A 23338-nucleotide genomic window follows, 5' to 3' on the forward strand; every position below is an offset into this window, starting at 1 on the left:
TGTTGGCAATGACAAAATTAGACGCGACATTGACAATGCTAAAAGAATTAACAGATGCACGTGGTATTGCCGGTAACGAGCGTGAACCACGCGAAGTAATGAAGAAATATATCGAGCCATTTGCAGACGAGCTTTCTACTGATAATTTAGGAAGTTTAGTTGCGAAAAAAGTAGGGGAAGAAAACGGCCCGAAAATTATGGTTGCAGGTCATTTAGATGAAGTTGGCTTTATGATTACGCAAATTGATGACAAAGGTTTCCTACGCTTCCAAACGGTGGGTGGCTGGTGGTCACAAGTTATGCTTGCACAGCGCGTGACGATTGTAACGCGTAAAGGAGATGTAACAGGTGTAATTGGTTCAAAACCACCGCACATCTTACCTCCAGAAGCACGTAAAAAGCCAGTTGAAATTAAAGACATGTTCATCGATATCGGTGCTTCTAGCCAAGAAGAAGCAATGGAGTGGGGCGTACGACCAGGAGATCAAGTTGTACCTTACTTTGAATTCCAAGTGATGAAGAATGAAAAAATGTTACTTGCAAAAGCATGGGATAACCGAATCGGTTGTGCGATTGCAATTGACGTATTAAAACAATTAAAAGATGAAAAGCATCCAAACGTTGTATACGGCGTTGGAACTGTACAAGAAGAAGTTGGTCTTCGTGGTGCAAAAACATCTGCGAATTATATTAAACCAGATATCGCGTTCGCAGTAGATGTTGGTATCGCTGGAGATACACCGGGTGTAACGTCAAAAGAAGCGCAAAGTAAAATGGGCGATGGACCACAAATCATTTTGTATGATGCTTCTGTTATTGGACATACAGGTTTACGTGATTTCGTAGTTGATGTTGCTGACGAATTACAAATCCCATACCAATATGATTCAGTAGCGGGCGGGGGAACTGATGCGGGTGCGATTCATATTGCTGTAAACGGTATTCCTTCTATGGCAATTACAATTGCAACGCGCTATATTCATTCTCATGCAGCAATGTTACACCGTGATGATTATGAAAATGCAGTAAAGTTAATTGTAGAAGTTATTAAACGTCTTGATAAGGATGCTGTACATAACATTACATTTAATTAATAGAAAAAGCGAAGGAGATTTTCCTTCGCTTTTTTTATGTTTTAAAAAGGTCGTTCTAATCCTGCTGCAGTATGAGCGCCTAAAATAATTAAACGAGTTAATTGCATCGCCATAAAATGCGGGGTATATATCATTCCTCTTTTTAACCATGACATAATCATTCCGATGTGAGCCCCTGTCACATAACTAATCAAAATATCACGAGGAACCATAAGATCTTCGTCATCTGGTTGGGAAATAGACAAGCTTAATGTTAAATGCACTTGTATCGTTTTCATCATTTTATAAGAGTAGTTTCCGGCAGCTTTATCCCCAAGCATAACGTTATAAAAGTTTACATTTTCTGCGATATGTTCGAATAAAGCCAAAAATGTAGGATGAGGTGAATCGAATGTAAGTTGAAAATCTTCTTTATTTCTATTTTTCGGTTTAATTACTTCTGCTAGCTTCTCTAACATTTCTTCAATACTTTTGTCTAATAGGTCATATTTATCATGATAATGGCTATAAAATGTAGCGCGATTTACAGGAGCACGTTCTGCGATATGTTGCACAGTTACATTTTCAAAGCCTTTTTCGCCTACTAAAGCGACAAAAGCATCCTGAATGAGTTGTCTCGTTCGCTTTACACGTGGATCATTTGTATTTTTAATAGACATTTTACTTCTCCTCGTTTAATTTTCTATACTTAAACAACATATTGGTATTATATTGTTGTTTAAGCAACATTTCATACGTAAATTGTCGGTTGTAGATTCAAAATAATTATTTATAATTATAAACGATAGTCCTTCAGAAATCAGCACCGCTCGCAGGTAGATAAGTTTCGATTTACGCTGCAGATGGTGTGATTTTTTCGTTAAAAGGTTAATATAATTAACAATTAAACAATCTAAACAATAAGGACATAAATAGTTTAGAAAAAAATTATATGCGATATAAGGAGAGGAATGCAATGAATCAGTTTCGAAGAATGGTAATTATCAACATTATCACATTAATTGTACTAGTTGGCGGCGGTATTGGCGGTTATTACTATTACAACCAAACGGAAAATTACTTAAAAACAGACAATGCAAAGATCGATGGAAAGGTAATTCCGGTTGCTTCACCAGTAGCAGGGAAACTAACTGACTGGAAAGCTGAAGTTGGAAAAAATTACAATGAGAACGATAAATTAGGAGCTGTTACTGTAGCAGCAGCTAATGGAGAACAAACAGTAGATGTAACAATTCCACAAAATGCAACGGTTGTACAATCAAACGCAACAACAAATGCTTTCGTTGGAGCAGGTAGCCCGATTGCTTACGCATTTGATATGAACAATTTATGGGTAACAGCAAACATTGAAGAAACAGATGTTGATGATGTTCAGAAAGGTCAAGACGTAGACGTGTATGTAGATGCATACCCAGATACAACGTTAACTGGGAAAGTAGAACAAGTTGGTTTAACAACAGCAAATACATTCTCGATGTTACCATCAAGTAATTCAACAGCGAACTATACGAAAGTAACACAAGTAGTGCCAGTTAAAATTTCATTAGATCATAGCAAATCAGTAAATATTGTTCCTGGAATGAATGTGTCAGTTCGTATTCATAAGTAAGGGGGAGATGAGATGTCCTCAATTGCAATTGTAGGATATGCACTATTTTGTATAATCGTCTTCTTCCTTGTAAATCGTCTTTTACGAAAGAAAAAAACGAACGTGGGAGAAGAACAAGTCCCAGCCGTAAGTAAAATAGAAGTAAGTAAGCTAGAAGCAGTAGAGAAAGAAAGTGAACAAAAGCAAGAAGCCGAAATTTCTAATGTAGTTGAATTAGAAACAGGCAAGCAAGAAGAAGTAAAACAAGAAAAAGAAATGCCGAAAAAACAAACGTCTATGCCTATAGAGGATGTAAATGTAAAAGCAGTTGTAACAGTATTAATTCTCGGCATGTTCGTTTCTATTTTGAACCAAACAATCATTAACGTTGCATTGCCTCCGTTAATGAATGAATTTAACGTATCAACTTCAACGGCGCAATGGTTAATTACAGGGTTTATGCTTGTAAATGGTATTTTAGTGCCGATTAGTGCCTTTTTAGTTTCACGATTTACGTATCGTAAATTATTTGTAGCGGCAATGTTATTCTTCACAGTAGGATCTATCATTTGCGCTACTTCAGGAAACTTTACAATGATGATGACAGGCCGCGTAATTCAAGCAGTTGGTGCGGGTATTTTAATGCCGGTTGGTATGAATATCTTTATGACATTGTTCCCGCCTCATAAGCGCGGAGCGGCGATGGGATTACTAGGTGTTGCAATGATTTTAGCACCAGCTATCGGACCAACTGTAACAGGTTGGGTGATTGAAAACTATAGCTGGAACTTAATGTTCTATGCGATGTTTATTATCGGTTTAATTATTACGTTCCTATCTTTAAAATTCTTTACACTAGCTCAGCCAGTGTCTAAAACGAAATTAGATATATTCGGTGTTGTTAGTTCAAGTATTGGACTAGGAAGCTTATTGTACGGATTTAGTGAAGCTGGAAATAATAGTTGGACTAGTGCAGAAGTCATTATTTCACTTGTTATCGGTGTAATTGGTTTAGCGTTATTTATTTGGAGAGAGTTAACAACGGACAATAAAATGCTTGATTTACAAGTATTTAAATATCCAGTATTTACTTTTACTTTAGTAATTAACGCAATCGTTACGATGGCATTATTCGGGGGTATGTTATTGCTTCCAGTATATCTGCAAAACATTCGTGGCTTTACGCCAATTGAATCTGGTTTACTACTTCTTCCAGGATCATTAATTATGGGGATCATGGGACCAGTAGCGGGTAAATTATTCGATAAATATGGCATTCGTCCATTAGCGATAATTGGATTGGCAATTACGACGTATGCGACATATGAATTTACAAAATTATCGATGGATACACCGTATAGCGTTATTATGACGGATTATATTATACGTTCAATTGGTATGTCATTCATTATGATGCCAATTATGACAGCTGGTATGAACGCACTGCCGATGAAATTAATTTCTCACGGTACAGCAACGCAAAATACGTCAAGACAAGTAGCTGGTTCAATCGGAACAGCGATTTTAATCACACTTATGACGCAACAAACAACTGCTCACGTAGCAGATTACGGCAACATGTTAACAACATCAAACCCAATTTTAGTTGATAAAGTACACGGTATGGGGCAAAGTTTAGCAGCGATTGCCGGATCAGCTCAAGCAGGAGATGCGATGAGCACACAACTATTATATGGACAAATTTCAAAGCTATCTGCAATTAACGGTATTAACGATGCCTTCTTAATTGCAACGATACTAGCAGGTATTGCTTGGGTGTTATCGTTCTTCTTACAATCAGGCAATAAACCAAATAGAAAAGCAGGGAATTAAATTTCCTGCTTTTTTGTTTTCTTATAAAAAGATGCAATTAGATATAGAATGAATCACCTGCAGACATGAGTTCCCAGAAAATAACTCCTAATAGTCCCGCAATAAAAATAATGAATCCCATGTTGCGTATACTTTTAATTTTCATTTGTAATCCCCTTACCCCTGCTAATAATCCAGTTAAAGAAAACAATATCCAGTATAAAGTAGTTGAAATAGGGAGGATTGTCTCGCTATTCACCCCCATGCTCCAAAAAACAAAAGGTAGCGTTACAAAGGAAAAGCTAAGTACCCCCATTAAACCAACAAATAATTTCCGATGTTTAATACTAGTAATAATTAAAAAAATACCACCGAAAAATCCGCATAAGACAAGAAGTGGCATATAAACAATCCAAAGGAAGCTAAACATATATAATCTCCTTTTATGTAATGAGTTATATTTTACTACATCAGGTTCATTTTGGATATTATTAATAAATATGTATAAATTGATAGAAATGGGTAGTAATGATACGGATTATCCAAAAGTGCTAATTGAAGAAGAGTTTGAAGTTGTGATAAAAGAGTAAAAAGAGGTATCGTGATGATACCTCTTTTTAACTGAAGAATGCCAACGTATTATTTATAATATGAAATAACATAGCTGGAAGAATGGATTTTGTTTTCTTACATAAAATAGCCATTAATAATCCCATGAAGAAAGTAATTACCATTACTCCAAGTGAGTATGTATGAGCGATACCAAAGAAGAAACTTGTTAAGACTGCTGCAATCCAAAATGGAAAGCGCTCAGAGAAGAAATGAAGTATAAAACCACGGAAAATAAGTTCTTCAAAAATTGGTGTGAGTATTGCAAATCCGAGAAGTAATAGTATTTGATATTGCTTAAAAACGTCTAAGTTTAGTGCGGAAGATTGTTGCTTTGTTGCGTCTTGGAACACATAATTTAATAAGAAGTAGTTGATTATGATGTTTATAGCGAAGAAAAGAAGTAAATATACGTATGTGCGCCATTCTTTCAGTGCTTTAAAGTTAAAAGAGTTCAGTAATAATCTTTTCGCAGGTTTGAATTTAAAAATAAAGAATAACAACATGGCTAGTTGTAACCCTATACTTGCGGTGTTTGCAATAGATTCATACAGGGCAATTTGCTTTTTATTTGTAAGACTAGCCGTATAAATTGTTAAGGGCATTATTGCTAGGAACAAGGTAATGAGTCCAGTTCCGAAAAAAGCGAATAAAACGGAGCTAATAAATTGTCCCCATGACATAGAGTGTTTCTGTTCATCAGAAAGTTGTGTAGCGGATTGCATCTGTGAAATCACCTCTTTATATTTGTATATTAAATTATAGATTAATTTGTTTCTGAATGTAACATTTAAATATTACATACAAAGGTGTATTTTTCGTAAAATAATAAAAGAGGTATCACCCTGTAGTGATGCCTCTTTCTCATTGATAACTATGTTTTGCCTTGTTATTCAATTTTGCTTGCTCTATTTGCAATTCACGCTCTACCAATCGATCTAATTGCTGAATAGCTTTAAGTGCTTTTTCATAAGAAATCGTTCTATAATGATGAGCTCCGCCTGGTTCTTCATCTGCTTCGTCTGCCCATTTAATAATGCTTTGAAGAGATGTTCTTTCAATTTCTTGTTCCACTAAGAAAGAATCTGTATGCAGAAGAATCGCGATAGAAATTTCTTTTGCTAGTTTTGGATGTTCTCCCAATCTAATAAGCAATTTATGTGCTCTTTCTGCACCTTTAATTGCATGGATATCATTCTTTTTATATAAGTCATAGTCCCATTCGCCGCCTGTGTACCACGTATGATGTCCGATATCATGAAGGAAACCGGCTTTTGTCGCAGCATCGACTGAGGCGTGGTGCTTTTTAGCTAAGTGAAACGCATGGTAAGCGACAGCGATCGCGTGGACCATTCCGGAACGGTTTACGTATTTTTGTGTAATGTGATGTTTAAAAACTTGTTCAAGCGTAATACGGTGCATAAAACATTCACTCCTTTTATCTAATGATGTATACGAAGAAAAATCGATCGGTTTAAATGTATTTTGAACATTGTACTCCATCATAGTTCGTTAGTAAAGTAGAAATGTTTAGGAGAAGAAAAATTTTTTTCGTAAAAAAATCACCTTAGCTTATGCGAAGGTGATTTTCAAATTGCTTATTTTTTTAATCCTTGCTCTAGTGTTTCTAACATTTCGTGCTTTTCATTTTCATCAGCGTTTTTCCAAATGACTTCAAATAAGACGCCAAGACCTGGAAGCATTTTTTCTTCACCGCTTTGAATTGCATCGACAATTGTTTCTTGTAATTGATCTTGTGAATTACCAGATACATTCGCTAATACGGCACCGCGTAAATTAAAACTCATTGTTTTCACCTCTTCTTCAGAATTGAAACTGACGTTAGTTTTTGTTCTTTTTTATGTAAATATGTATGAAAAATAGGCTATAATGATAAGACAAGAAGAGAGGGAACTACATATTATGAAAAACATTGATTCAGTACAAAATCCGCGTGTAAAGCAGTGGAAAAAGCTGCAAACGAAAAAAGAACGCGATAAAAAAGGTTTATTTTTTGTAGAAGGATTCCACTTAGTCGAAGAAGCTTTGAAGGCAGGAATTGTAACAGAACTTATCGTTTCAGATCAGACAGACCTTCCGAAAGATTGGACAGTTAATGATGTAGAAATGTATATCGTGCCTGAGGCTATTGTAAAAATACTTCGTGAAACAGAAACGACGCAAGGTGTATTTGCTGTTTGTGAGAAGCATGAGAAAGAAGTAGCTCTTACTGATGGGAAATTCCTTTTATTGGATGGACTGCAAGACCCAGGTAATTTAGGAACAATTATTCGTACAGCTGATGCAGCTGGTATTCACGCCGTTGTGCTTGGAGAAGGTTGTGTTGATGTTTACAATAGTAAAGTACTCCGCTCTACACAAGGTTCTATTTTCCGCTTGCCAATTGTAAAAGGGAACTTAGAAGAATGGGTAGACAAGTTAAAAGAAAATAACGTTCCTGTATATGGAACAGCTCTTGAAAATGGAGTTCCGTATGGTGAGGTAACTCCGGCCGGAAGTTTTGCATTAATTGTTGGAAATGAAGGAAATGGCGTACGCCAAGAAATTCTTACAAAAACGGATCAAAACTTGTATATTCCGATTTACGGCGGGGCAGAATCATTAAATGTTGCGGTTGCAGCAGGGATTTTAACGTATTATTTACAAAGCCCAGTTGCGAACAAATAAAAAACTTCTTATAATAAGTTGAAGTACATTATATTAAAAGTTAAATAACGAAAAACGTTGATAGAGAAGAGTAGCTTACAAAATCGCCATATAGGGAGAGAGTGCCGTAGACTGAAAGCATTCTTATGGTAGACGGAAGTGAATTCACCTCTGGAGTTGACGCCAGGACCATGTATATGTAAAGGCGTTCCGGTCAGAATTGATCGTTATAACTAATGAGTGGGCAGACTTGTTCTGTCAATTTAGGGTGGTACCGCGAATTTACCTCGTCCCTTTTTGGGAGCGAGGTTTTTTTATTTTTAAAATTAGGAGGGTTCCAAAATGGAAGCACGTTTAAAAGAGCTAAAGCAAAAAGCGTTAGAGCTTATTGAAGAAGCGAAAGAGCTAAAGGGCTTAAACGACGTACGCGTAGCGTATTTAGGAAAAAAAGGTCCAATTACAGAAGTATTACGCGGCATGGGAAAATTATCAGCAGAAGAGCGTCCACGTATGGGAGCATTAGTGAATGAAGTACGTGAAGCGATTCAAACGCGTCTAGAAGACAAAATTAGCAACTTAGAAAAAGCAGTAATTGAAGCGAAATTAGCTACGGAAACAATTGATGTTACATTACCAGGTCGTCCTGTTGAAACAGGTTGTCACCATCCGTTAACAGCTGTTGTTGAACAAATTGAAGATGTATTCATCGGTATGGGTTATGAAGTAGCTGAAGGAACAGAAGTAGAAAAAGACTACTACAACTTCGAAGCACTAAACTTACCGAAAGATCACCCAGCACGTGACATGCAAGATACATTCTACATTACAGAAGAAACGTTACTACGTACACATACATCTTCTGTGCAAGCACGTACGATGGAAAATAATAAAGAAAAAGGCCCAATCAAAATTATTTGTCCTGGTAAAGTGTATCGCCGCGATGATGATGATGCGACGCATTCACATCAGTTCATGCAAATTGAAGGCCTTGTAATTGATAAAAACATTCGTATGAGTGACTTAAAAGGTACACTGCAAGTATTCGTGAAAAAGATGTTCGGTGAAGATCGTGAAATCCGTCTTCGTCCAAGTTTCTTCCCATTCACAGAGCCATCTGTAGAGATGGATATTTCTTGTATGATGTGTCATGGCAAAGGTTGCGGCACTTGTAAAGGAACTGGCTGGATTGAAATTCTAGGCGCAGGTATGGTTCACCCGAACGTACTTGAAATGGCTGGTTATGATTCAAAAGAATATCAAGGTTTCGCATTCGGTATGGGCGCAGAGCGTATCGCAATGTTGAAATACGGCGTAGATGACATTCGTCATTTCTATACAAATGATGTACGTTTCTTACAACAATTCAAACGAGCGTAAGGGAAGGAGAGGATAAATATGTTCGTATCATATCGTTGGTTACAAGAGTATGTAGATATTAAAGATGTAACAGCACAAGAACTAGCAGACAAAATCACGAAAAGTGGTATTGAAGTAGAAGGCGTTGAAGTATTAAATAAAGGTGTAAAAGGTGTTGTAGTTGGTCACGTATTAGAATGTGAAAAACACCCAGAAGCTGATAAATTAAGCAAATGCTTAATCGATATCGGTGAAGAAGAGCCAGTTCAAATTATTTGTGGAGCTGCTAACATTGCAAAAGGTTTAAAAGTGCCAGTTGCAAAAGTTGGTGCTGTACTTCCTGGTAACTTCAAAATCAAAAAAGCAAAACTACGTGGTGAAGCTTCTCACGGTATGGTTTGTGCTCTTCAAGAGCTTGGCATTGATGGAAAGTTAGTTTCAAAAGAATATGCAGATGGTATCTTTATCTTCCCAAGTGACGCTGAAGTTGGTGCAGATGCACTTGAAATTTTAAACTTACACGATGAAGTACTTGAGCTTGGTTTAACACCAAACCGTGCAGATTGCTTAAACATGTTAGGTGTTGCATATGAAGTGGCTGCTATTTACGGCCGTGAAGTAAAACTTCCAGCTATCGACTTACAAGAAACAGCAGAAAAAACTTCTGATTACATTTCTGTAAGTGTAGAAGCGAAAGAAGAAAATCCATTATACATTGCAAAAATGGTGAAGAACGTAAAAATTGGTCCATCACCAATGTGGATGCAAACCCGTCTTATGGCAGCTGGCATTCGTCCAATTAGCAACGTAGTTGATATTACAAACTACATTTTAATGGAATACGGTCAACCGTTACATGCATTCGATTACGATAAATTAGGTTCAAAAGAAATCGTTGTTCGTCTTGCAAAAGAAGGCGAAAAAATTGAAACATTAGATGATCAAGAGCGTACATTACAAAGCCACCATCTTGTAATTACAAACGGAACAAAAGCTTTAGCTGTTGCTGGTGTAATGGGTGGGGCGGATTCTGAAGTTACAAATGAGACAGTAAACGTTCTAATTGAGTCTGCATACTTTGCAGGTCAAACAGTGCGCCGCACATCAAAAGACTTAGGTCTTCGTAGTGAATCAAGTGCACGTTTTGAAAAAGGAATCGACCCAACACGTACATTTGAAGCAATTCAACACGCAGCTGCCTTAATGGCGAAATATGCTGGCGGTGAAGCACTTGAAGGTGTAGTAGAAGCTGATAACTTACAAGTACAAGAGCGTACAGTATCTGTTACTGCTGAAAAAGTAAACCGTGTATTAGGTACAAATATTTCTGCGAGTGAAATGGGTACAATGTTCGCGAACTTGAAATTTCCATTCACAGAAGTAGAAGGAACATTCCATGTAAATGTACCAGCACGTCGTCCTGATATTACAATTTCAGAAGACTTAGTAGAAGAAGTGGGCCGTCTATACGGTTATGACCACATTCCAGTTACATTACCTTCTGGAACGATGACTCGTGGTAAATTAACATCAGCACAAACGAAACGTCGTAAAGTACGTCGCTTCTTAGAGGGTGCTGGTTTATATGAAGCAATCACGTATTCATTAACGAGCGCTGACAAAGCGAAACAATACATGATTGAGCCAAACGAAAAGGCACCTGTAAACCTTGCACTTCCAATGAGTGAAGAGCGTAGCCAACTTCGTTTAAGCTTAGTGCCACAATTGCTAGAAGCAGTTTCATACAATGTTGCTCGTAAAAACGACAGCGTTGCTTTATACGAAGTAGGTTCTATCTTCTTACCAACAGAAGCAGGAGAACTTCCGAAAGAAGAACAACACCTTGCAGGTGTTATGACAGGTCTTGCTCTTCACCATGCATGGCAAGGTGAGAAGAAAGTAGTAGACTTCTTCGTTGTGAAAGGTGTACTAGAAGGACTATTCGACGTACTTGGCGTTTCAAAACAAATCACATATGCACCAGCGAAACGTGAAGGTATGCACCCAGGTCGTACAGCTGACATCGTATTAGATGGCGAAGTAATTGGTTTCATCGGTCAATTGCACCCAGAAGCAGAAAAACAATTAGATGTGAAAAATACATTCGTATTTGAACTATCTCTTGTAAAAATATTCGGTGCAGACGCTGAAGAAACTTACTACTCAGCAATTCCGCGTTTCCCATCTATGACACGTGACATGGCTGTTGTAGTAACAAAAGAAACAAAAGCTGGTGAAATGAAGCAAGTCATTGCTGAAGCTGGCGGAGAACTTTTGAAAGACGTAACACTATTCGACTTATACGAAGGTGAAAAAATGGAAGAAGGCAAGAAATCACTTGCATTCTCTATGACTTACTTCGATGCAGAACGTACGTTAACAGATGAAGAAGTAACAGAAGCGCATAACCGTGTATTAACAACGGTAGAAGAGAAATTTGGTGCGGAGTTACGTAAGTAATTAGAAAATTGCACAATCGTCGACAGATGTCGGTAAGTCGATATATTACAAAAATCGCTTATATATTTTATGGCATCTTGCATCTTTCTCTCGAATGTAGTACATTAATTTTAGTTTAACAAAATGAAAGACGATGATAAGGAAAAGTAGTATATACTATAATCCAAAGCGAGTCAGGGGCGGTGAGAGCCTGATGAGGCGGTATATGTGAAGAACACCTTGGAGTTGCTAACCGAAATTGAATCTTGTATTCAAGAGTAGACTTAGACGGGAAGCCGGCCTGTTACAAACCGGGAAGTATGTATTACATACGAGTTAAAGTTGGTCTTTATGACAAATTGGGTGGTACCGCGAAGTTTAACCTTTCGTCCCTTTATGGATGAAAGGTTTTTTTGTATTTAAATATATCAGCAAAGGAGAATTTCACTATGGAAAACACATTAGTAAAAAGTCTGTATAGAGATACAGAAAAGTATGCAGGTCAAACAGTACAAGTATCAGGGTGGATTCGTAATTTACGTGATTCAAAAGCATTTGGTTTCATCGAATTAAACGACGGTAGCTTTTTCAAAAGCGTTCAAATCGTTTTCGATACAGAATTAGAGAACTTTAAAGAAATTGCAAAGCTTCCACTTAGCTCTTCAGTGAAAGTAGAAGGTAAAGTAATTGCAACGCCTGGAGCGAAGCAACCATTTGAAATTAAAGCAGAAAAAATTGATATCGAGGGCTTATCAGATTCTGATTACCCACTTCAAAAGAAGCGTCATACGTTTGAATACTTACGTACAATCGCTCACTTACGTCCAAGAACAAATGCATTCTCTGCAACGTTCCGCGTACGTTCTATCGCAGCATTTGCGATTCACCAGTTCTTCCAAGAGCGTGGATTCGTACATGTTCACACACCAATCATCACTGGTAGTGATACAGAAGGTGCTGGCGAAATGTTCCGCGTAACAACACAAGATTTAAACAACGTACCAAAAGGTGAAGACGGACAAGTTGATGAGTCAAAAGACTTCTTCGGTAAAGAAACAAACTTAACAGTAAGTGGACAGCTGAACGCTGAAGCGTATGCATTAGCATTCCGTGATGTATATACATTCGGACCTACATTCCGTGCAGAAAACTCAAACACAACTCGCCACGCTGCTGAGTTCTGGATGGTTGAGCCTGAGATTGCATTCGCTGAGTTAGGCGATGTAATGGATCTTACAGAAGATATGCTGAAATATGCAATGAAATATGTATTAGAGCATGCACCAGAAGAAATGGACTTCTTCAACAGCTTCGTTGATAAAACAGTTCTAGAGCGTATGAACAACGTGATTAACTCTGACTTCGGTCGCATCACATATACAGAAGCAATTAAAGTACTTCAAGAATCAGGTGCTGACTTCAAGTACCCAGTAGAATGGGGTATTGACTTACAAACAGAGCATGAAAGATACTTATCAGAAGAGATCTTCAAACGCCCTGTATTCGTAACTGACTACCCGAAAGACATTAAAGCGTTCTACATGCGTATGAATGAAGATGGAAAAACAGTAGCTGCTACTGACCTTCTAGTTCCTGGCATCGGCGAATTAATCGGCGGAAGTCAACGTGAAGAAAGAATGGACGTTTTAGTAGACAGAATTAAAGAATTAGGTATGAACGAAGAGGACTACTGGTGGTACTTAGAACTTAGAAAATACGGCGGTACAAAACACGCTGGATTCGGTCTAGGTTTCGAGCGCTTCCTAATGTACATCACTGGTATGGCTAACATCCGTGACGTAATTCCATTCCCAAGAACTCCAGGTTCTTCTGAGTTCTAAAATATGAAAAAAGCGAGAGGATTTCCTCTCGCTTTTTTGTTTGCATAGTTTATGACCCCGTAGCAAAAAGTAACGCGAAGGGGTGAGAATAAAATGAGTAAAAAAGTGAAAAAAGATCATTCAAGATCGAGCCTAGGTTCTCCGGAAGTAGAAGGACAAGGAACGACGACACATGAAACAGGTTCTCATAAGGTATCTTCATCTAATAAGAAGCAGAAACAAAGCTAACATAAAAAAGGAGAGTCTTAGGGGCTCTCCTTTTTATGTATTACATCTTGTTATCGTTAATCTCTTTTGTAATTTGATTTATGTCTTTGTCTAATCGATCTAAATAGAAAAACCATAGTAAACTCATGAACACGTGATAGATGGCCATAACGCTAAGGCTATCAGATATGTTTTCGAATGTGGATTTAGTAGTGAAGAAAGTGCCCCAAACAGTAGAAATAATGAAGTAAGAAAGTGGACCTACGAGATGTACGAAAACATATAATAACTTTTTCACTTTTACAGCGTTTATATAAATTCCCTCCTTTAAATTATTGAATGCAGGCTTTTCACTTAGTATCTGAATATTTTCTCTAATTTTGAACTGTCTTTCGTGTGGATCGCCTAGTAAAATATTTAGAATCATTTGTAGAAGTAGCAATGGGAATCTCCTCGTATGTTAGAATAATCTGTATATTGTAATTGTCACAAAACTATAAGGACAATAGTAGGGTGAAACAAAAAACAGGAGTTTGTAGGCTCCTGTTTTTGTCGATACTATTTTAATAAGCGAAACGCCTTCTCCGTATTAGCGAAATGCAGTTTCACAAACTCGGGTAATCGTTCTTTACCAAGCTTTTGAATTAATTTAGCTGCAGCAATATCAACTTGTTTACCAGCACCTTTTGGAAGTGGCATACCAGCTTTTTTGCTTAGTTCGTCAAACTGTTTTACGAATGAGTAGCGAGCTAAAATAGAAGCAGCGGCTACTGCTAAATGGACGCTTTCACCTTTCGTCGCGAAATAAACATTTTCACGCTGTACCTGTTTTTGTTTTGCTAAATATTTATAGTATGTATCAGGTTGTGTGAATTGATCGATTAAGACGCCTTCAGGTTTTGTAGGTGCCATTTTACCTAATAAGTTTGTAATAGCTTTATTATGTAGCAAGGCTTTTAGCTTACCTTGGTTGTTTCCTTTATCAAATAGCTCGTTATATTTTTCATTATGAAGGACAAGAGAGCTGTAAGGAACAACATGTAGAAGTTGTTTCGCAATGGCAGTAATTTGATCGTCATTTAAGTTTTTAGAGTCTTTTACACCAAGTTCTTTTAGTAGTGGAATTTGCTTTGCATCTACATATACAGCAACGACTGTCATCGGTCCAAAGAAATCTCCCGTACCAACTTCATCAGACCCTACAATAGACATTGTACTGATGGAAGCAGGCGGTGCATAACGATGTGAATCGACAGTTTTTTTTACAGCTGTTTTGGGTGTTTGAGAGACAGTTTGCCAACGAGAAGCTTCTGCTTCAGCGCGGCCTCCTTGGAACATTACTTTTCCAGATTTATACGCTGTAATCGTGCAAGATGGTACCTTTGCCATGAAGATCCCGCCTTGCGGAGTTTTCGGGCTAAGCGAATGTTTATATTGTTGTTTCATGTCTTCAATTACTGTAGAATTTGTTTGAATTACGATAGAATTTGACATAATGGTCGCCCCTTTTTTTATATTGTTATTTTTATCATATCGGATTGTTCTTTCTGTTTCCATATTATGAAGGTTCATGGTATGATAAACTTTAGGATTCTGTACGTGATTGGAGGCCGGTGAGTTGTCACAACAAAAGGGAAAGAAAAGTCGAATTAATGTAGAAATCTATGGTCAACAATATTCAGTTGTTGGCGATGAAAGTACAAGTCATATCCGCATGGTAGCAGCGATTGTGGATGATAAAATGCGCGAACTCAATGCCAAGAATCCTTCGCTTGACACGAGTAGACTAGCGGTATTGACGGCGGTAAACGTCATACACGATTACATAAAATTAAAAGAAGAACATGAGAAATTGAAAGAAAGTATGACAAAAAAAGGAATGGAATAACATGATTGATATTATTATCATTTTACTGCTTGTTATGGGATTTTTCCTCGGCTTACGCAGAGGGTTTATTCTGCAACTTGTAAAGTTAACAAGCTTTATTATCGCATACCTTGTTGCATACTGGTACTGTAAAGATTTAGCGCCAGCACTTGCGAAATTTATTCCGTATCCATTTGATAAAAACGTATCTGTTCCAGAATGGATTGATGCAAATAATATTGAGACAGTATTTTATCAAGCGCTTGCGTTTATCATATTGTTTATTATCACTAAAATTGCACTTTCATTACTTGGTAATTTGTTAAATATGTTTGCAGAAATACCGGTTTTAAAGCAAGTAAATGCGTTTGCGGGGGCAATCCTCGGATTTTTAGAAGTATATATTATTTTGTTTGTCTTAATTATCATTGGAAACATACTTCCGATTGAACAAGTACAAACACCATTACAAAAATCATCAATTAGCAAAATAATTGTAGACGATACACCGATTCTATCTGAAAAGGTGAAGGAACTATGGCAGACAGGTAGCAGAGTATAACTTCTCTTTTTTCGGAAAGAGAAGTTTTTTTCTATGAAAGAAAGGCGGGGCAATGATGAAAGTAAATAAAAAACAAGTTATCAAATTATTAGAGACAATCGGGCTTTTTATGGAACTAAAGGGTGCGAATCCATTTAAAATATCTGCATTTCGTAAAGCGGCAGCAGCATTAGAAAGTGACGATCGTAGTCTTTCTGAAATTGAAGATTTCACAAAGATTCCAGGCATCGGAAAAGGAACAGCAGCCGTTATTCAAGAATATATAGAATCGGGAACATCTGAAGTATTACAAGAACTTGAGAAAGAAGTACCAAGTAGCTTATTGCCGTTATTAAAACTACCAGGACTTGGTGGTAAGAAGGTAGCTAAGTTATATAAAGAACTTGGTGTTGTTGATATGGAATCGCTAAAAGCTGTTTGTGAGGAAAATAAAGTACAGGCTTTAGCAGGTTTCGGTAAGAAGACAGAAGAGAAAATATTAGAAGCAATCGATCAAGTAGGCTCTCGTCCAGAGCGTTTACCAATCGCGATGGTATTGCCTATTGCCGGGGAAATAGAGGAGAAATTGTCGAATATTGCTGAAGTAATTCGTTTCTCTCGCGCTGGTAGTTTGCGCCGCGCGAGAGAAACAGTGAAAGATTTAGATTTTATCATTGCAACCACAGAACCAGCAGCGGTACGTGAGCATTTACTACAATTCGATAATATGATTGAAGTAATCGCAAGTGGAGATACGAAAGTTTCGGTTCGTCTTCAATATGAATATGATATTTCAATCGATTTTCGTTTAGTAAAACCAGAAGAGTTTATTACAACTCTTCACCATTTCACAGGATCAAAAGACCATAACGTAAAAATGCGTCAAATCGCAAAAGATAAAGGCGAGAAAATTAGTGAGTACGGTGTAGAAAACTTGGAAACAGGTGAAGTGAAAACATTTGAGAATGAAGAAGACTTCTTCGCTCATTTCGGTCTGCCATTTATTCCGCCAGAAGTGCGTGAAGATGGAAAAGAAATTGAATTAATTAAAGAGTATCCGAACTTAATTCAGTTTTCCGATATACAAGGTGATTTACATATGCATACAACTTGGAGTGACGGTGCTTTTTCTATTGAAGAAATGGTACAAGCGTGCCGTGCTCGTGGATATAAGTTTATGGCGATTACTGATCACTCGCAATATTTGAAAGTAGCGAATGGTTTAACGAAAGAGCGTCTTCGTGAGCAAGCGAAAGAAATTGAACGTATGAATGAAAAGTATCCAGACATTACAATTTTACGCGGAATTGAAATGGACATTTTACCAGATGCCTCGCTTGATTTTGATGATGAAGTATTAGAAGAATTAGACTATGTCATTGGAGCGATCCACTCTAGCTTCTCACAAGACCGTGAAACGATTATGAAGCGTCTGCGTACTGCACTTGAGAATAAACATGTCACAATGATTGCTCATCCGACAGGACGTCTTCTCGGGCGCCGTGAGGGTTATGATGTAGATACAGATTTATTAATTGAACTCGCAAAAGAGACAAATACAGTTTTAGAATTAAATGCGAATCCGAACCGTCTAGATTTAAGCGCGAAATTATTAAAACAAGCACAAGATGCTGGTGTAAAAGTAGCGATTAATACGGATGCTCATACACTTGAAATGTTAGAAGATATGGAAACAGGTGTAGGTGCAGCACGTAAAGGTTGGATTCAAAAAGATAACGTGATTAACACGTGGGATATTGAACGTTTATTAGACTATATTAAACGTAATAAGTAACACAAGGGGGACCTGCAACATGTTAGAAAGAACGTTGCGTGTATTAGAATACAATAAAGTAAAAGAACAATTACTTGAACATACAGCCTCTTCACTTGGCCGTGATAAAGTGAAGCATTTAGTGCCGAGCACTGATTTTGAAGAAATTGTAGAAATGCAAGATACAACGGATGAAGCAGCGAAAGTCATTCGTTTAAAAGGTAGTGCACCATTAGGTGGCATTACGGATATTCGTTCAAATGTGAAGCGTGCAAAGATTGGAAGCATGTTAAGCCCGAATGAACTACTTGATATTGCGAATACGATGTATGGTAGTCGCAATATGAAACGTTTCATTGAAGATATGGTTGATAACGGTGTCGAGCTTCCGATTTTAGAAACTCATGTCGCTCAAATTGTATCTTTATATGATTTAGAAAAGAAAATTACAAATTGCATCGGTGATGGCGGTGAAGTAGTCGATAGCGCGAGTGATAAACTGCGTGGTATTCGTACTCAAATTCGTACTGCGGAAAGTCGTATTCGTGAAAAGTTAGAAAATATGACGCGTTCTTCAAACGCGCAAAAGATGCTGTCTGACTCGATTGTAACGATTCGTAACGAACGTTACGTAATCCCAGTAAAACAAGAATACCGCGGCGTATATGGTGGTATTGTTCACGATCAATCTGCTTCTGGACAAACGTTATTTATTGAACCGCAAGTCATTGTAGAATTAAATAATGCACTACAAGAAGCACGAGTGAAAGAAAAACAAGAAATTGAACGTATATTATTAATGTTAACAGAAGAAGTGGCAGTAGAAGCCGATATCGTTTTATCAAACGTAGAAGTAGTTGCAAATCTTGATTTCATCTTTGCGAAAGCTTTTTATGCGAAGCGAATTAAAGCAACGAAACCAATCGTAAATAACGAGCGTTATATGGATTTAAGACAAGCTCGTCATCCGCTAATCGATCCAGAAATTATTGTGCCAAATAACATTATGCTAGGTAAAGATTTCACGACAATTGTTATTACAGGACCGAATACAGGTGGTAAAACAGTTACGCTGAAAACAGTTGGTATTTGTGTATTAATGGCGCAATCTGGTCTTCACATTCCAGTAATGGATGAGTCAGAGATTTGTGTATTTAAAAACATCTTTGCTGATATTGGTGATGAGCAGTCGATTGAACAAAGCTTAAGTACGTTCTCCTCACATATGGTGAACATTGTAGATATTTTAGAAAAAGCTGATTTTGAAAGCTTAGTTTTATTTGATGAATTAGGTGCTGGAACAGACCCGCAAGAAGGTGCTGCACTAGCAATTTCGATTTTAGATGAAGTATGTAACCGCGGTGCTCGTGTTGTTGCTACGACGCATTACCCAGAATTAAAAGCATACGGATACAACCGTGAGCAAGTTATTAATGCGAGTGTTGAGTTTGATGTAAATACATTAAGTCCAACTTATAAATTATTAATCGGTGTACCAGGTCGCAGTAACGCCTTTGAAATTTCAAAGCGCCTTGGATTATCTGATCGCGTTATTGATCAAGCACGTAACCACATTAGTACAGATACAAATAAAATTGAAAATATGATTGCGAAGTTAGAAGAAAGCCAGAAGAACGCAGAGCGTGACTGGAACGAAGCAGAGGCACTTCGCAAACAATCTGAGAAACTTCATCGTGAGTTGCAACGTCAAATTATTGAGTTTAACGATGAGCGTGATGAAAAATTATTAAAAGCGCAAAAAGAAGGGGAAGAAAAAGTCGAAGCTGCGAAGAAAGAAGCAGAAGGTATTATTCAAGAACTTCGTCAATTGCGTAAAGCACAGCTTGTAAATGTGAAAGATCATGAGCTTATTGAAGCGAAGAGCCGTCTAGAAGGCACAGCGCCAGAGCTTGTGAAGAAACAAAAAGTAAACGTGAAAAATACTGCGCCGAAACAACAGTTACGGGCAGGTGATGAAGTAAAAGTATTAACGTTCGGTCAAAAGGGTCAATTACTTGAAAAAGTAAGTGATACAGAGTGGAGCGTACAAATCGGTATTCTGAAGATGAAAGTAAAAGAATCTAACATGGAATACATTAACACACCGAAGCAAACAGAGAAAAAAGCAGTCGCAAGTGTAAAGGGTAGAGATTACCACGTTTCATTGGAACTTGATCTTCGCGGTGAACGTTATGAAGATGCAATGATGCGCGTTGAAAAATATTTAGACGATGCCCAGCTTGCAAGTTATCCTCGTGTATCAATCATTCACGGTAAAGGAACAGGAGCGCTTCGCCAAGGTGTACAAGATTACTTGAAGAAGCACCGCGGCGTGAAGAATTACCGTTACGGTGACATGGGCGAGGGAGGCCTAGGCGTAACAGTTGTCGAATTAAAATAGAAAACAACGAAACAAAGGGGAAACCATTATATGTTTATGGACAAACTTGCAAAAGTATTGTTAGCTTGTTGTGGAATATTTTTGGTGATTGGGGTTATTTATTTAGTTGTTTTTGCGAATTGAAAAAGCGTCAATCGTGGCATAATGATATTGCCATAGATTGACGCTTTTAATATATGTGAAAAGGAATAAAACATGAAAATCAACCAATACATAAGCGAAGCAAAATCCTGCTCAAGACGTGAAACAGATCGCCTCATTAAAGCTGGACGCGTGGCTATTAACGGCGAAATATGTACGCACGGTGCACTCGTGAGCGATGGTGATGTAGTAACGATTGATGGGCAGGTTATTGCAAAAGAAGAGAAAGAGAAGGTGTATATAGCCTTTCATAAGCCGGTCGGAATTACTTGTACAGCAGCCGATCATATTGAAGATAATATTATTGATTATATCAATTATCCAGAGCGAATCTTTCCAGTTGGGCGATTAGATAAAGCATCAGAAGGACTTATCTTATTAACGAATGACGGTACGATTGCGAATCAAATTTTACATGGTAATCATGAGCACGAGAAAGAATATGTTGTCACAGTCGATAAACCTTTTACGGACTGGTTTATTAATGAGATGTCCAGCGGTGTAAAGATTAAAGATGGTATGACGAAGCCGTGTAAAGTGACGAGAGTCGATCAATCAACATTTCGTATCATTTTAACGCAAGGGATGAACAGGCAAATTCGTAGAATGAGCCGTGCTTTCGGGTTTACTGTAATAAAGCTAAAGCGAGTACGCATTATGAATATAGAGCTAAATGAGCTTGAAGTAGGAAAGTGGAGGAGCGTTACATCGGAGGAATTAGACATTCTAATAGATCAGTTATAGGGAGGAAAAGTTTTCTCCCAATATTTTTTGTCAGAAAAAATAAAACTATTGATTTTTTAAAAAATAGCCCATATAATAAAAAACAACAAGTTTCGACAAGATATTTTATAAAAGTAATGATGAGGACATGAGTTGTATTTTACGATTCTCAGAGAGGGGAGCCTTAGGCTGTGAGCTTCCTAATACGAAAAGACAAGCTTACCACCTCTAAACTTCAAGAGTGAACTGCATGCATGATGCATTGTAATTCTTGGCGGATAAAACCGTTATCAATTTACACGAGCTATAAAATGAGCTTATTTCGTTATAAATTCATTTTATTAGAATAAGGGTGGAACCACGATTTCAACACTCGTCCCTTTGTTAGGGACGGGTGTTTTTTGCGTTCTTTTACGGGGAAGTGTGCTTGAAAGAGGATATGTGACGGATTCTTTTTCAGAATATTTTGTAAATTAATTATTTTAGGAGGTTAGTAGAAATGAAATCATCTTTAAAGTTTTCAGAGATGTTTGCAATAAGTTTAATGTTATTTGCACTGTTTTTTGGTGCAGGTAATATGATTTTTCCACCAGCGTTAGGGCAAGGTGCTGGAACGGACGTATGGATCGCGCTGTTTGGTTTTATTGTAACAGGCGTTGGACTACCTTTATTAGGCGTAATTGTTATAGCTTTAAAGGGAGATATTAATGAGCTAGCAGGACGTGTACATCCTATATTCGCACTTGTTTTTATCACTGCCATTTATTTATGTTTAGGCGTATTCGTAAGTGTGCCGCGTACAGGAACAGTAGCTTATGAGATGAGTGTTGCACCGTTTTTACCAAGTGAGATAGCAGGTCAGTCATATCCACTTGTTATCTTTACACTTATTTTCTTTGCAGTAACTTTCTATTTAGCTTTAAATCCTTCGAAATTAGTGGGGCGTATTGGTAAAGTGCTAACTCCAATATTATTAGCTGTTATTGCAATTATCGTAGGTAAAGCACTTATTACACCAATTGGAGAATTTGGTGCACCGACAGAAGTGTATAGTGCTCCTCTCTTCAAAGGATTTATTGATGGATATTTAACTTTAGATGGACTTGCAGCACTTGTATTCGGAAATGTTGTAATTCATGCGTTAAAAGAAAAAGGCATTACAAATAAAAATAGTATTGCAAAAGTAACAATCTTTGCAGGATTTATTGCAGCGCTTGGTCTACTACTTGTGTATTTAGCGCTTGCTTATCTTGGAGCTTCTAGTGTGTCACTTGGAATGGGCGCAAACGGAGGAATTATTTTAACAAATGTGGTGAATCATTTATTTGGCAGTTACGGAACTTTATTACTAGGGATCGCAATTACAGCAGCATGTTTAACAACTTCTGTAGGTATTGTTGCAGCTTGTGGTGATTACTTCTCTTCCTTATTACCAAAGCTTTCTTATCAAAAAGTCGTTTTCATTTTCTGTGTATTAGCATTTATGGTAGCAAATCTTGGGTTAACTCAGTTAAATGCATTAGCATTACCAATCTTAATCGCTATTTATCCAATTGGAATCGTACTTATCGTATTATCACTTGTTGAAAACTACGTTCGTCTTCCATTAGCGATGTATGTGGGGGGGATTGTAGGAGCATTTGCAATCAGTTTCTTTGATGGATTACACAATGCAAACCTTCAAATTGCAGCGCTAGCACCTATTTTAGATAAGATTCCATTATATAGTGTAGGAATTGGTTGGTTAGTTCCAGGCATAATCGGTATAGGATTTGGTTATATAGTTTCTAAGTTTCAAAAGCAGGAAATTGCTGTAGAAAAATAGAGAAAAGAGGCTTTCTATAATAGAAAGTCTCTTTTTTTGTAGAAAAAGCCATATATAGAGAAATTCAGATATTAAAAATTTTATACGTAATATAGTTGACAAAAAAATTATGAGTAGGCTAAGATTGACTTAGTTGTGGAAATATTGGAAGGGAAGTGAGGGATAAGGGGTTTCTATAACTATAGTGTTGTTATGGGAAGAGGTGAAAGAAGAGGCGAAGAGATAGTTTATTTTTTTTGATTTATATTGAGAATGATAATCAATAAAAAAGTTTTATAATTTTTTCTCAGTTTCTATGCCTTTGTATAAGGAATAGGGTGAGATATTATTTTTAACATTAAATGAGAATGATAATCAATAATACTTATGTTACATAAAAGAATGCTAATTAAATAATAGGTAAAAGAGATTATTTTTTTCTTATAAATTGAGAATAATTATCATTTTCAAAAA

Annotated in this window: 21 protein-coding genes and 3 other annotated features; of the genes, 14 read left to right on the forward strand and 7 right to left on the reverse strand. The window is 37.2% G+C overall.

The window, feature by feature from the left end:
* Positions 1 to 8: 8 nt before the first annotated feature.
* Positions 9 to 1094 carry a M42 family metallopeptidase gene (locus MR160_RS05315; protein WP_000163554.1) on the forward strand — a complete coding sequence of 362 codons (1086 nt, stop codon included), beginning with the start codon at positions 9 to 11 and terminating at the stop codon, positions 1092 to 1094.
* 41 nt (positions 1095 to 1135) lie between these two features.
* Here the strand turns inward: MR160_RS05315 and MR160_RS05320 are convergent, their stop codons facing one another.
* Positions 1136 to 1753: a TetR/AcrR family transcriptional regulator gene (locus MR160_RS05320; RefSeq protein WP_000023661.1), complete on the reverse strand. Its 618-nt coding sequence runs from the start codon at positions 1751 to 1753 to the stop codon at positions 1136 to 1138.
* 296 nt (positions 1754 to 2049) lie between these two features.
* Between MR160_RS05320 and MR160_RS05325 the strand changes: the two genes are divergently transcribed.
* A complete protein-coding gene (locus tag MR160_RS05325) occupies positions 2050 to 2703 on the forward strand; it encodes an HlyD family secretion protein (protein WP_001071417.1) in 654 nt (217 codons plus the stop codon).
* Positions 2704 to 2715: 12 nt separating this feature from the next.
* Positions 2716 to 4515, forward strand: coding sequence for a DHA2 family efflux MFS transporter permease subunit (locus MR160_RS05330; RefSeq protein WP_000094778.1), 1800 nt, complete (start codon positions 2716 to 2718; stop codon positions 4513 to 4515).
* Positions 4516 to 4552: 37 nt separating this feature from the next.
* Here the strand turns inward: MR160_RS05330 and MR160_RS05335 are convergent, their stop codons facing one another.
* The 4 genes from MR160_RS05335 to sspI form a co-directional block, all read right to left on the reverse strand.
* A complete protein-coding gene (locus tag MR160_RS05335) occupies positions 4553 to 4924 on the reverse strand; it encodes a hypothetical protein (RefSeq protein WP_000490825.1) in 372 nt (123 codons plus the stop codon).
* A 187-nt stretch (positions 4925 to 5111) separates the two neighbouring features.
* Positions 5112 to 5828 carry a CPBP family intramembrane glutamic endopeptidase gene (locus MR160_RS05340; RefSeq protein ID WP_001190242.1) on the reverse strand — a complete coding sequence of 239 codons (717 nt, stop codon included), beginning with the start codon at positions 5826 to 5828 and terminating at the stop codon, positions 5112 to 5114.
* A gap of 139 nt (positions 5829 to 5967) precedes the next feature.
* Positions 5968 to 6525, reverse strand: a complete 558-nt coding sequence (locus MR160_RS05345; protein ID WP_000554806.1) for an HD domain-containing protein — start codon at positions 6523 to 6525, stop codon at positions 5968 to 5970.
* A gap of 176 nt (positions 6526 to 6701) precedes the next feature.
* Positions 6702 to 6911 carry a small acid-soluble spore protein SspI gene (gene sspI / locus MR160_RS05350; RefSeq protein ID WP_000009509.1) on the reverse strand — a complete coding sequence of 70 codons (210 nt, stop codon included), beginning with the start codon at positions 6909 to 6911 and terminating at the stop codon, positions 6702 to 6704.
* Between the two features lie 82 nt (positions 6912 to 6993).
* Between sspI and MR160_RS05355 the strand changes: the two genes are divergently transcribed.
* The 5 genes from MR160_RS05355 to MR160_RS05375 all read left to right on the forward strand — a co-directional run bounded on the left by MR160_RS05355 (position 6994) and on the right by MR160_RS05375 (position 13634).
* Complete coding sequence (locus tag MR160_RS05355; protein ID WP_003309975.1) at positions 6994 to 7791, forward strand: TrmH family RNA methyltransferase; 798 nt, start codon at positions 6994 to 6996, stop codon at positions 7789 to 7791.
* Positions 7792 to 7839: 48 nt separating this feature from the next.
* Positions 7840 to 8068: a binding site (T-box leader), on the forward strand.
* Positions 8069 to 8112: 44 nt separating this feature from the next.
* A complete protein-coding gene (pheS, locus tag MR160_RS05360; protein WP_000388222.1) occupies positions 8113 to 9147 on the forward strand; it encodes a phenylalanine--tRNA ligase subunit alpha in 1035 nt (344 codons plus the stop codon).
* A gap of 18 nt (positions 9148 to 9165) precedes the next feature.
* Complete coding sequence (pheT, locus tag MR160_RS05365) at positions 9166 to 11586, forward strand: phenylalanine--tRNA ligase subunit beta (RefSeq protein WP_079246000.1); 2421 nt, start codon at positions 9166 to 9168, stop codon at positions 11584 to 11586.
* A 124-nt stretch (positions 11587 to 11710) separates the two neighbouring features.
* Positions 11711 to 11962: a binding site (T-box leader), on the forward strand.
* A gap of 52 nt (positions 11963 to 12014) precedes the next feature.
* Entirely contained in the window at positions 12015 to 13406 is a 1392-nt protein-coding gene (gene asnS, locus MR160_RS05370) for an asparagine--tRNA ligase (RefSeq protein ID WP_000432189.1), read from the forward strand.
* A 93-nt stretch (positions 13407 to 13499) separates the two neighbouring features.
* Positions 13500 to 13634 (forward strand): YuzL family protein, encoded by a 135-nt coding sequence (locus MR160_RS05375; protein ID WP_000039593.1) that lies wholly within the window; start codon positions 13500 to 13502, stop codon positions 13632 to 13634.
* Positions 13635 to 13674: 40 nt separating this feature from the next.
* Here MR160_RS05375 and MR160_RS05380 read toward each other — a convergent pair whose 3' ends face one another.
* The gene (locus MR160_RS05380; RefSeq protein ID WP_025989090.1) at positions 13675 to 13926 is read right to left on the reverse strand and encodes a hypothetical protein; all 252 of its coding nucleotides are present in this window, start codon (positions 13924 to 13926) and stop codon (positions 13675 to 13677) included.
* Between the two features lie 245 nt (positions 13927 to 14171).
* Positions 14172 to 15107: a ribonuclease HIII gene (rnhC, locus tag MR160_RS05385; RefSeq protein ID WP_000071595.1), complete on the reverse strand. Its 936-nt coding sequence runs from the start codon at positions 15105 to 15107 to the stop codon at positions 14172 to 14174.
* 124 nt (positions 15108 to 15231) lie between these two features.
* Here rnhC and zapA point away from each other — a divergent pair, with 124 nt between their 5' ends.
* The 6 genes from zapA (at position 15232) to brnQ6 (ending at position 22885) form a co-directional block, all read left to right on the forward strand.
* Positions 15232 to 15501 (forward strand): cell division protein ZapA, encoded by a 270-nt coding sequence (gene zapA / locus MR160_RS05390; protein WP_000082701.1) that lies wholly within the window; start codon positions 15232 to 15234, stop codon positions 15499 to 15501.
* 1 nt (position 15502) lies between these two features.
* Positions 15503 to 16042 (forward strand): CvpA family protein, encoded by a 540-nt coding sequence (locus MR160_RS05395; RefSeq protein WP_000565409.1) that lies wholly within the window; start codon positions 15503 to 15505, stop codon positions 16040 to 16042.
* Between the two features lie 55 nt (positions 16043 to 16097).
* Positions 16098 to 17816, forward strand: a complete 1719-nt coding sequence (polX, locus tag MR160_RS05400; RefSeq protein ID WP_044784573.1) for a DNA polymerase/3'-5' exonuclease PolX — start codon at positions 16098 to 16100, stop codon at positions 17814 to 17816.
* A 19-nt stretch (positions 17817 to 17835) separates the two neighbouring features.
* Positions 17836 to 20196, forward strand: coding sequence for an endonuclease MutS2 (locus MR160_RS05405; RefSeq protein ID WP_000893725.1), 2361 nt, complete (start codon positions 17836 to 17838; stop codon positions 20194 to 20196).
* Positions 20197 to 20391: 195 nt separating this feature from the next.
* Entirely contained in the window at positions 20392 to 21081 is a 690-nt protein-coding gene (locus MR160_RS05410; protein ID WP_017763639.1) for a 23S rRNA pseudouridine(2604) synthase RluF, read from the forward strand.
* A gap of 107 nt (positions 21082 to 21188) precedes the next feature.
* Positions 21189 to 21444 (forward strand) — a binding site (T-box leader).
* Between the two features lie 115 nt (positions 21445 to 21559).
* A complete protein-coding gene (brnQ6, locus tag MR160_RS05415) occupies positions 21560 to 22885 on the forward strand; it encodes a branched-chain amino acid transport system II carrier protein BrnQ6 (RefSeq protein WP_000842652.1) in 1326 nt (441 codons plus the stop codon).
* Positions 22886 to 23338: the final 453 nt, after the last annotated feature.

Origin of the sequence: Bacillus cereus group sp. BfR-BA-01382 (assembly GCF_022663475.1) — a bacterium.
Classification (GTDB): domain Bacteria; phylum Bacillota; class Bacilli; order Bacillales; family Bacillaceae_G; genus Bacillus_A; species Bacillus_A thuringiensis_S.

Bases quoted from the DNA above. Each gene is read 5' to 3' on its own strand.
- MR160_RS05405 (WP_000893725.1), top strand. From the start codon at position 17,836: ATGTTAGAAAGAACGTTGCGTGTATTAGAATACAATAAAGTAAAAGAA.
- MR160_RS05325 (WP_001071417.1), top strand. From the start codon at position 2,050: ATGAATCAGTTTCGAAGAATGGTAATTATCAACATTATCACATTAATT.
- MR160_RS05315 (WP_000163554.1), top strand. From the start codon at position 9: ATGACAAAATTAGACGCGACATTGACAATGCTAAAAGAATTAACAGAT.
- sspI (WP_000009509.1), bottom strand. From the start codon at position 6,911: ATGAGTTTTAATTTACGCGGTGCCGTATTAGCGAATGTATCTGGTAAT.
- MR160_RS05340 (WP_001190242.1), bottom strand. From the start codon at position 5,828: ATGCAATCCGCTACACAACTTTCTGATGAACAGAAACACTCTATGTCA.
- MR160_RS05335 (WP_000490825.1), bottom strand. From the start codon at position 4,924: ATGTTTAGCTTCCTTTGGATTGTTTATATGCCACTTCTTGTCTTATGC.
- pheS (WP_000388222.1), top strand. From the start codon at position 8,113: ATGGAAGCACGTTTAAAAGAGCTAAAGCAAAAAGCGTTAGAGCTTATT.
- rnhC (WP_000071595.1), bottom strand. From the start codon at position 15,107: ATGTCAAATTCTATCGTAATTCAAACAAATTCTACAGTAATTGAAGAC.
- pheT (WP_079246000.1), top strand. From the start codon at position 9,166: ATGTTCGTATCATATCGTTGGTTACAAGAGTATGTAGATATTAAAGAT.
- brnQ6 (WP_000842652.1), top strand. From the start codon at position 21,560: ATGAAATCATCTTTAAAGTTTTCAGAGATGTTTGCAATAAGTTTAATG.
- MR160_RS05330 (WP_000094778.1), top strand. From the start codon at position 2,716: ATGTCCTCAATTGCAATTGTAGGATATGCACTATTTTGTATAATCGTC.
- MR160_RS05410 (WP_017763639.1), top strand. From the start codon at position 20,392: ATGAAAATCAACCAATACATAAGCGAAGCAAAATCCTGCTCAAGACGT.
- MR160_RS05355 (WP_003309975.1), top strand. From the start codon at position 6,994: ATGATAAGACAAGAAGAGAGGGAACTACATATTATGAAAAACATTGAT.
- asnS (WP_000432189.1), top strand. From the start codon at position 12,015: ATGGAAAACACATTAGTAAAAAGTCTGTATAGAGATACAGAAAAGTAT.
- MR160_RS05345 (WP_000554806.1), bottom strand. From the start codon at position 6,525: ATGCACCGTATTACGCTTGAACAAGTTTTTAAACATCACATTACACAA.
- MR160_RS05320 (WP_000023661.1), bottom strand. From the start codon at position 1,753: ATGTCTATTAAAAATACAAATGATCCACGTGTAAAGCGAACGAGACAA.
- MR160_RS05395 (WP_000565409.1), top strand. From the start codon at position 15,503: ATGATTGATATTATTATCATTTTACTGCTTGTTATGGGATTTTTCCTC.
- polX (WP_044784573.1), top strand. From the start codon at position 16,098: ATGAAAGTAAATAAAAAACAAGTTATCAAATTATTAGAGACAATCGGG.
- MR160_RS05375 (WP_000039593.1), top strand. From the start codon at position 13,500: ATGAGTAAAAAAGTGAAAAAAGATCATTCAAGATCGAGCCTAGGTTCT.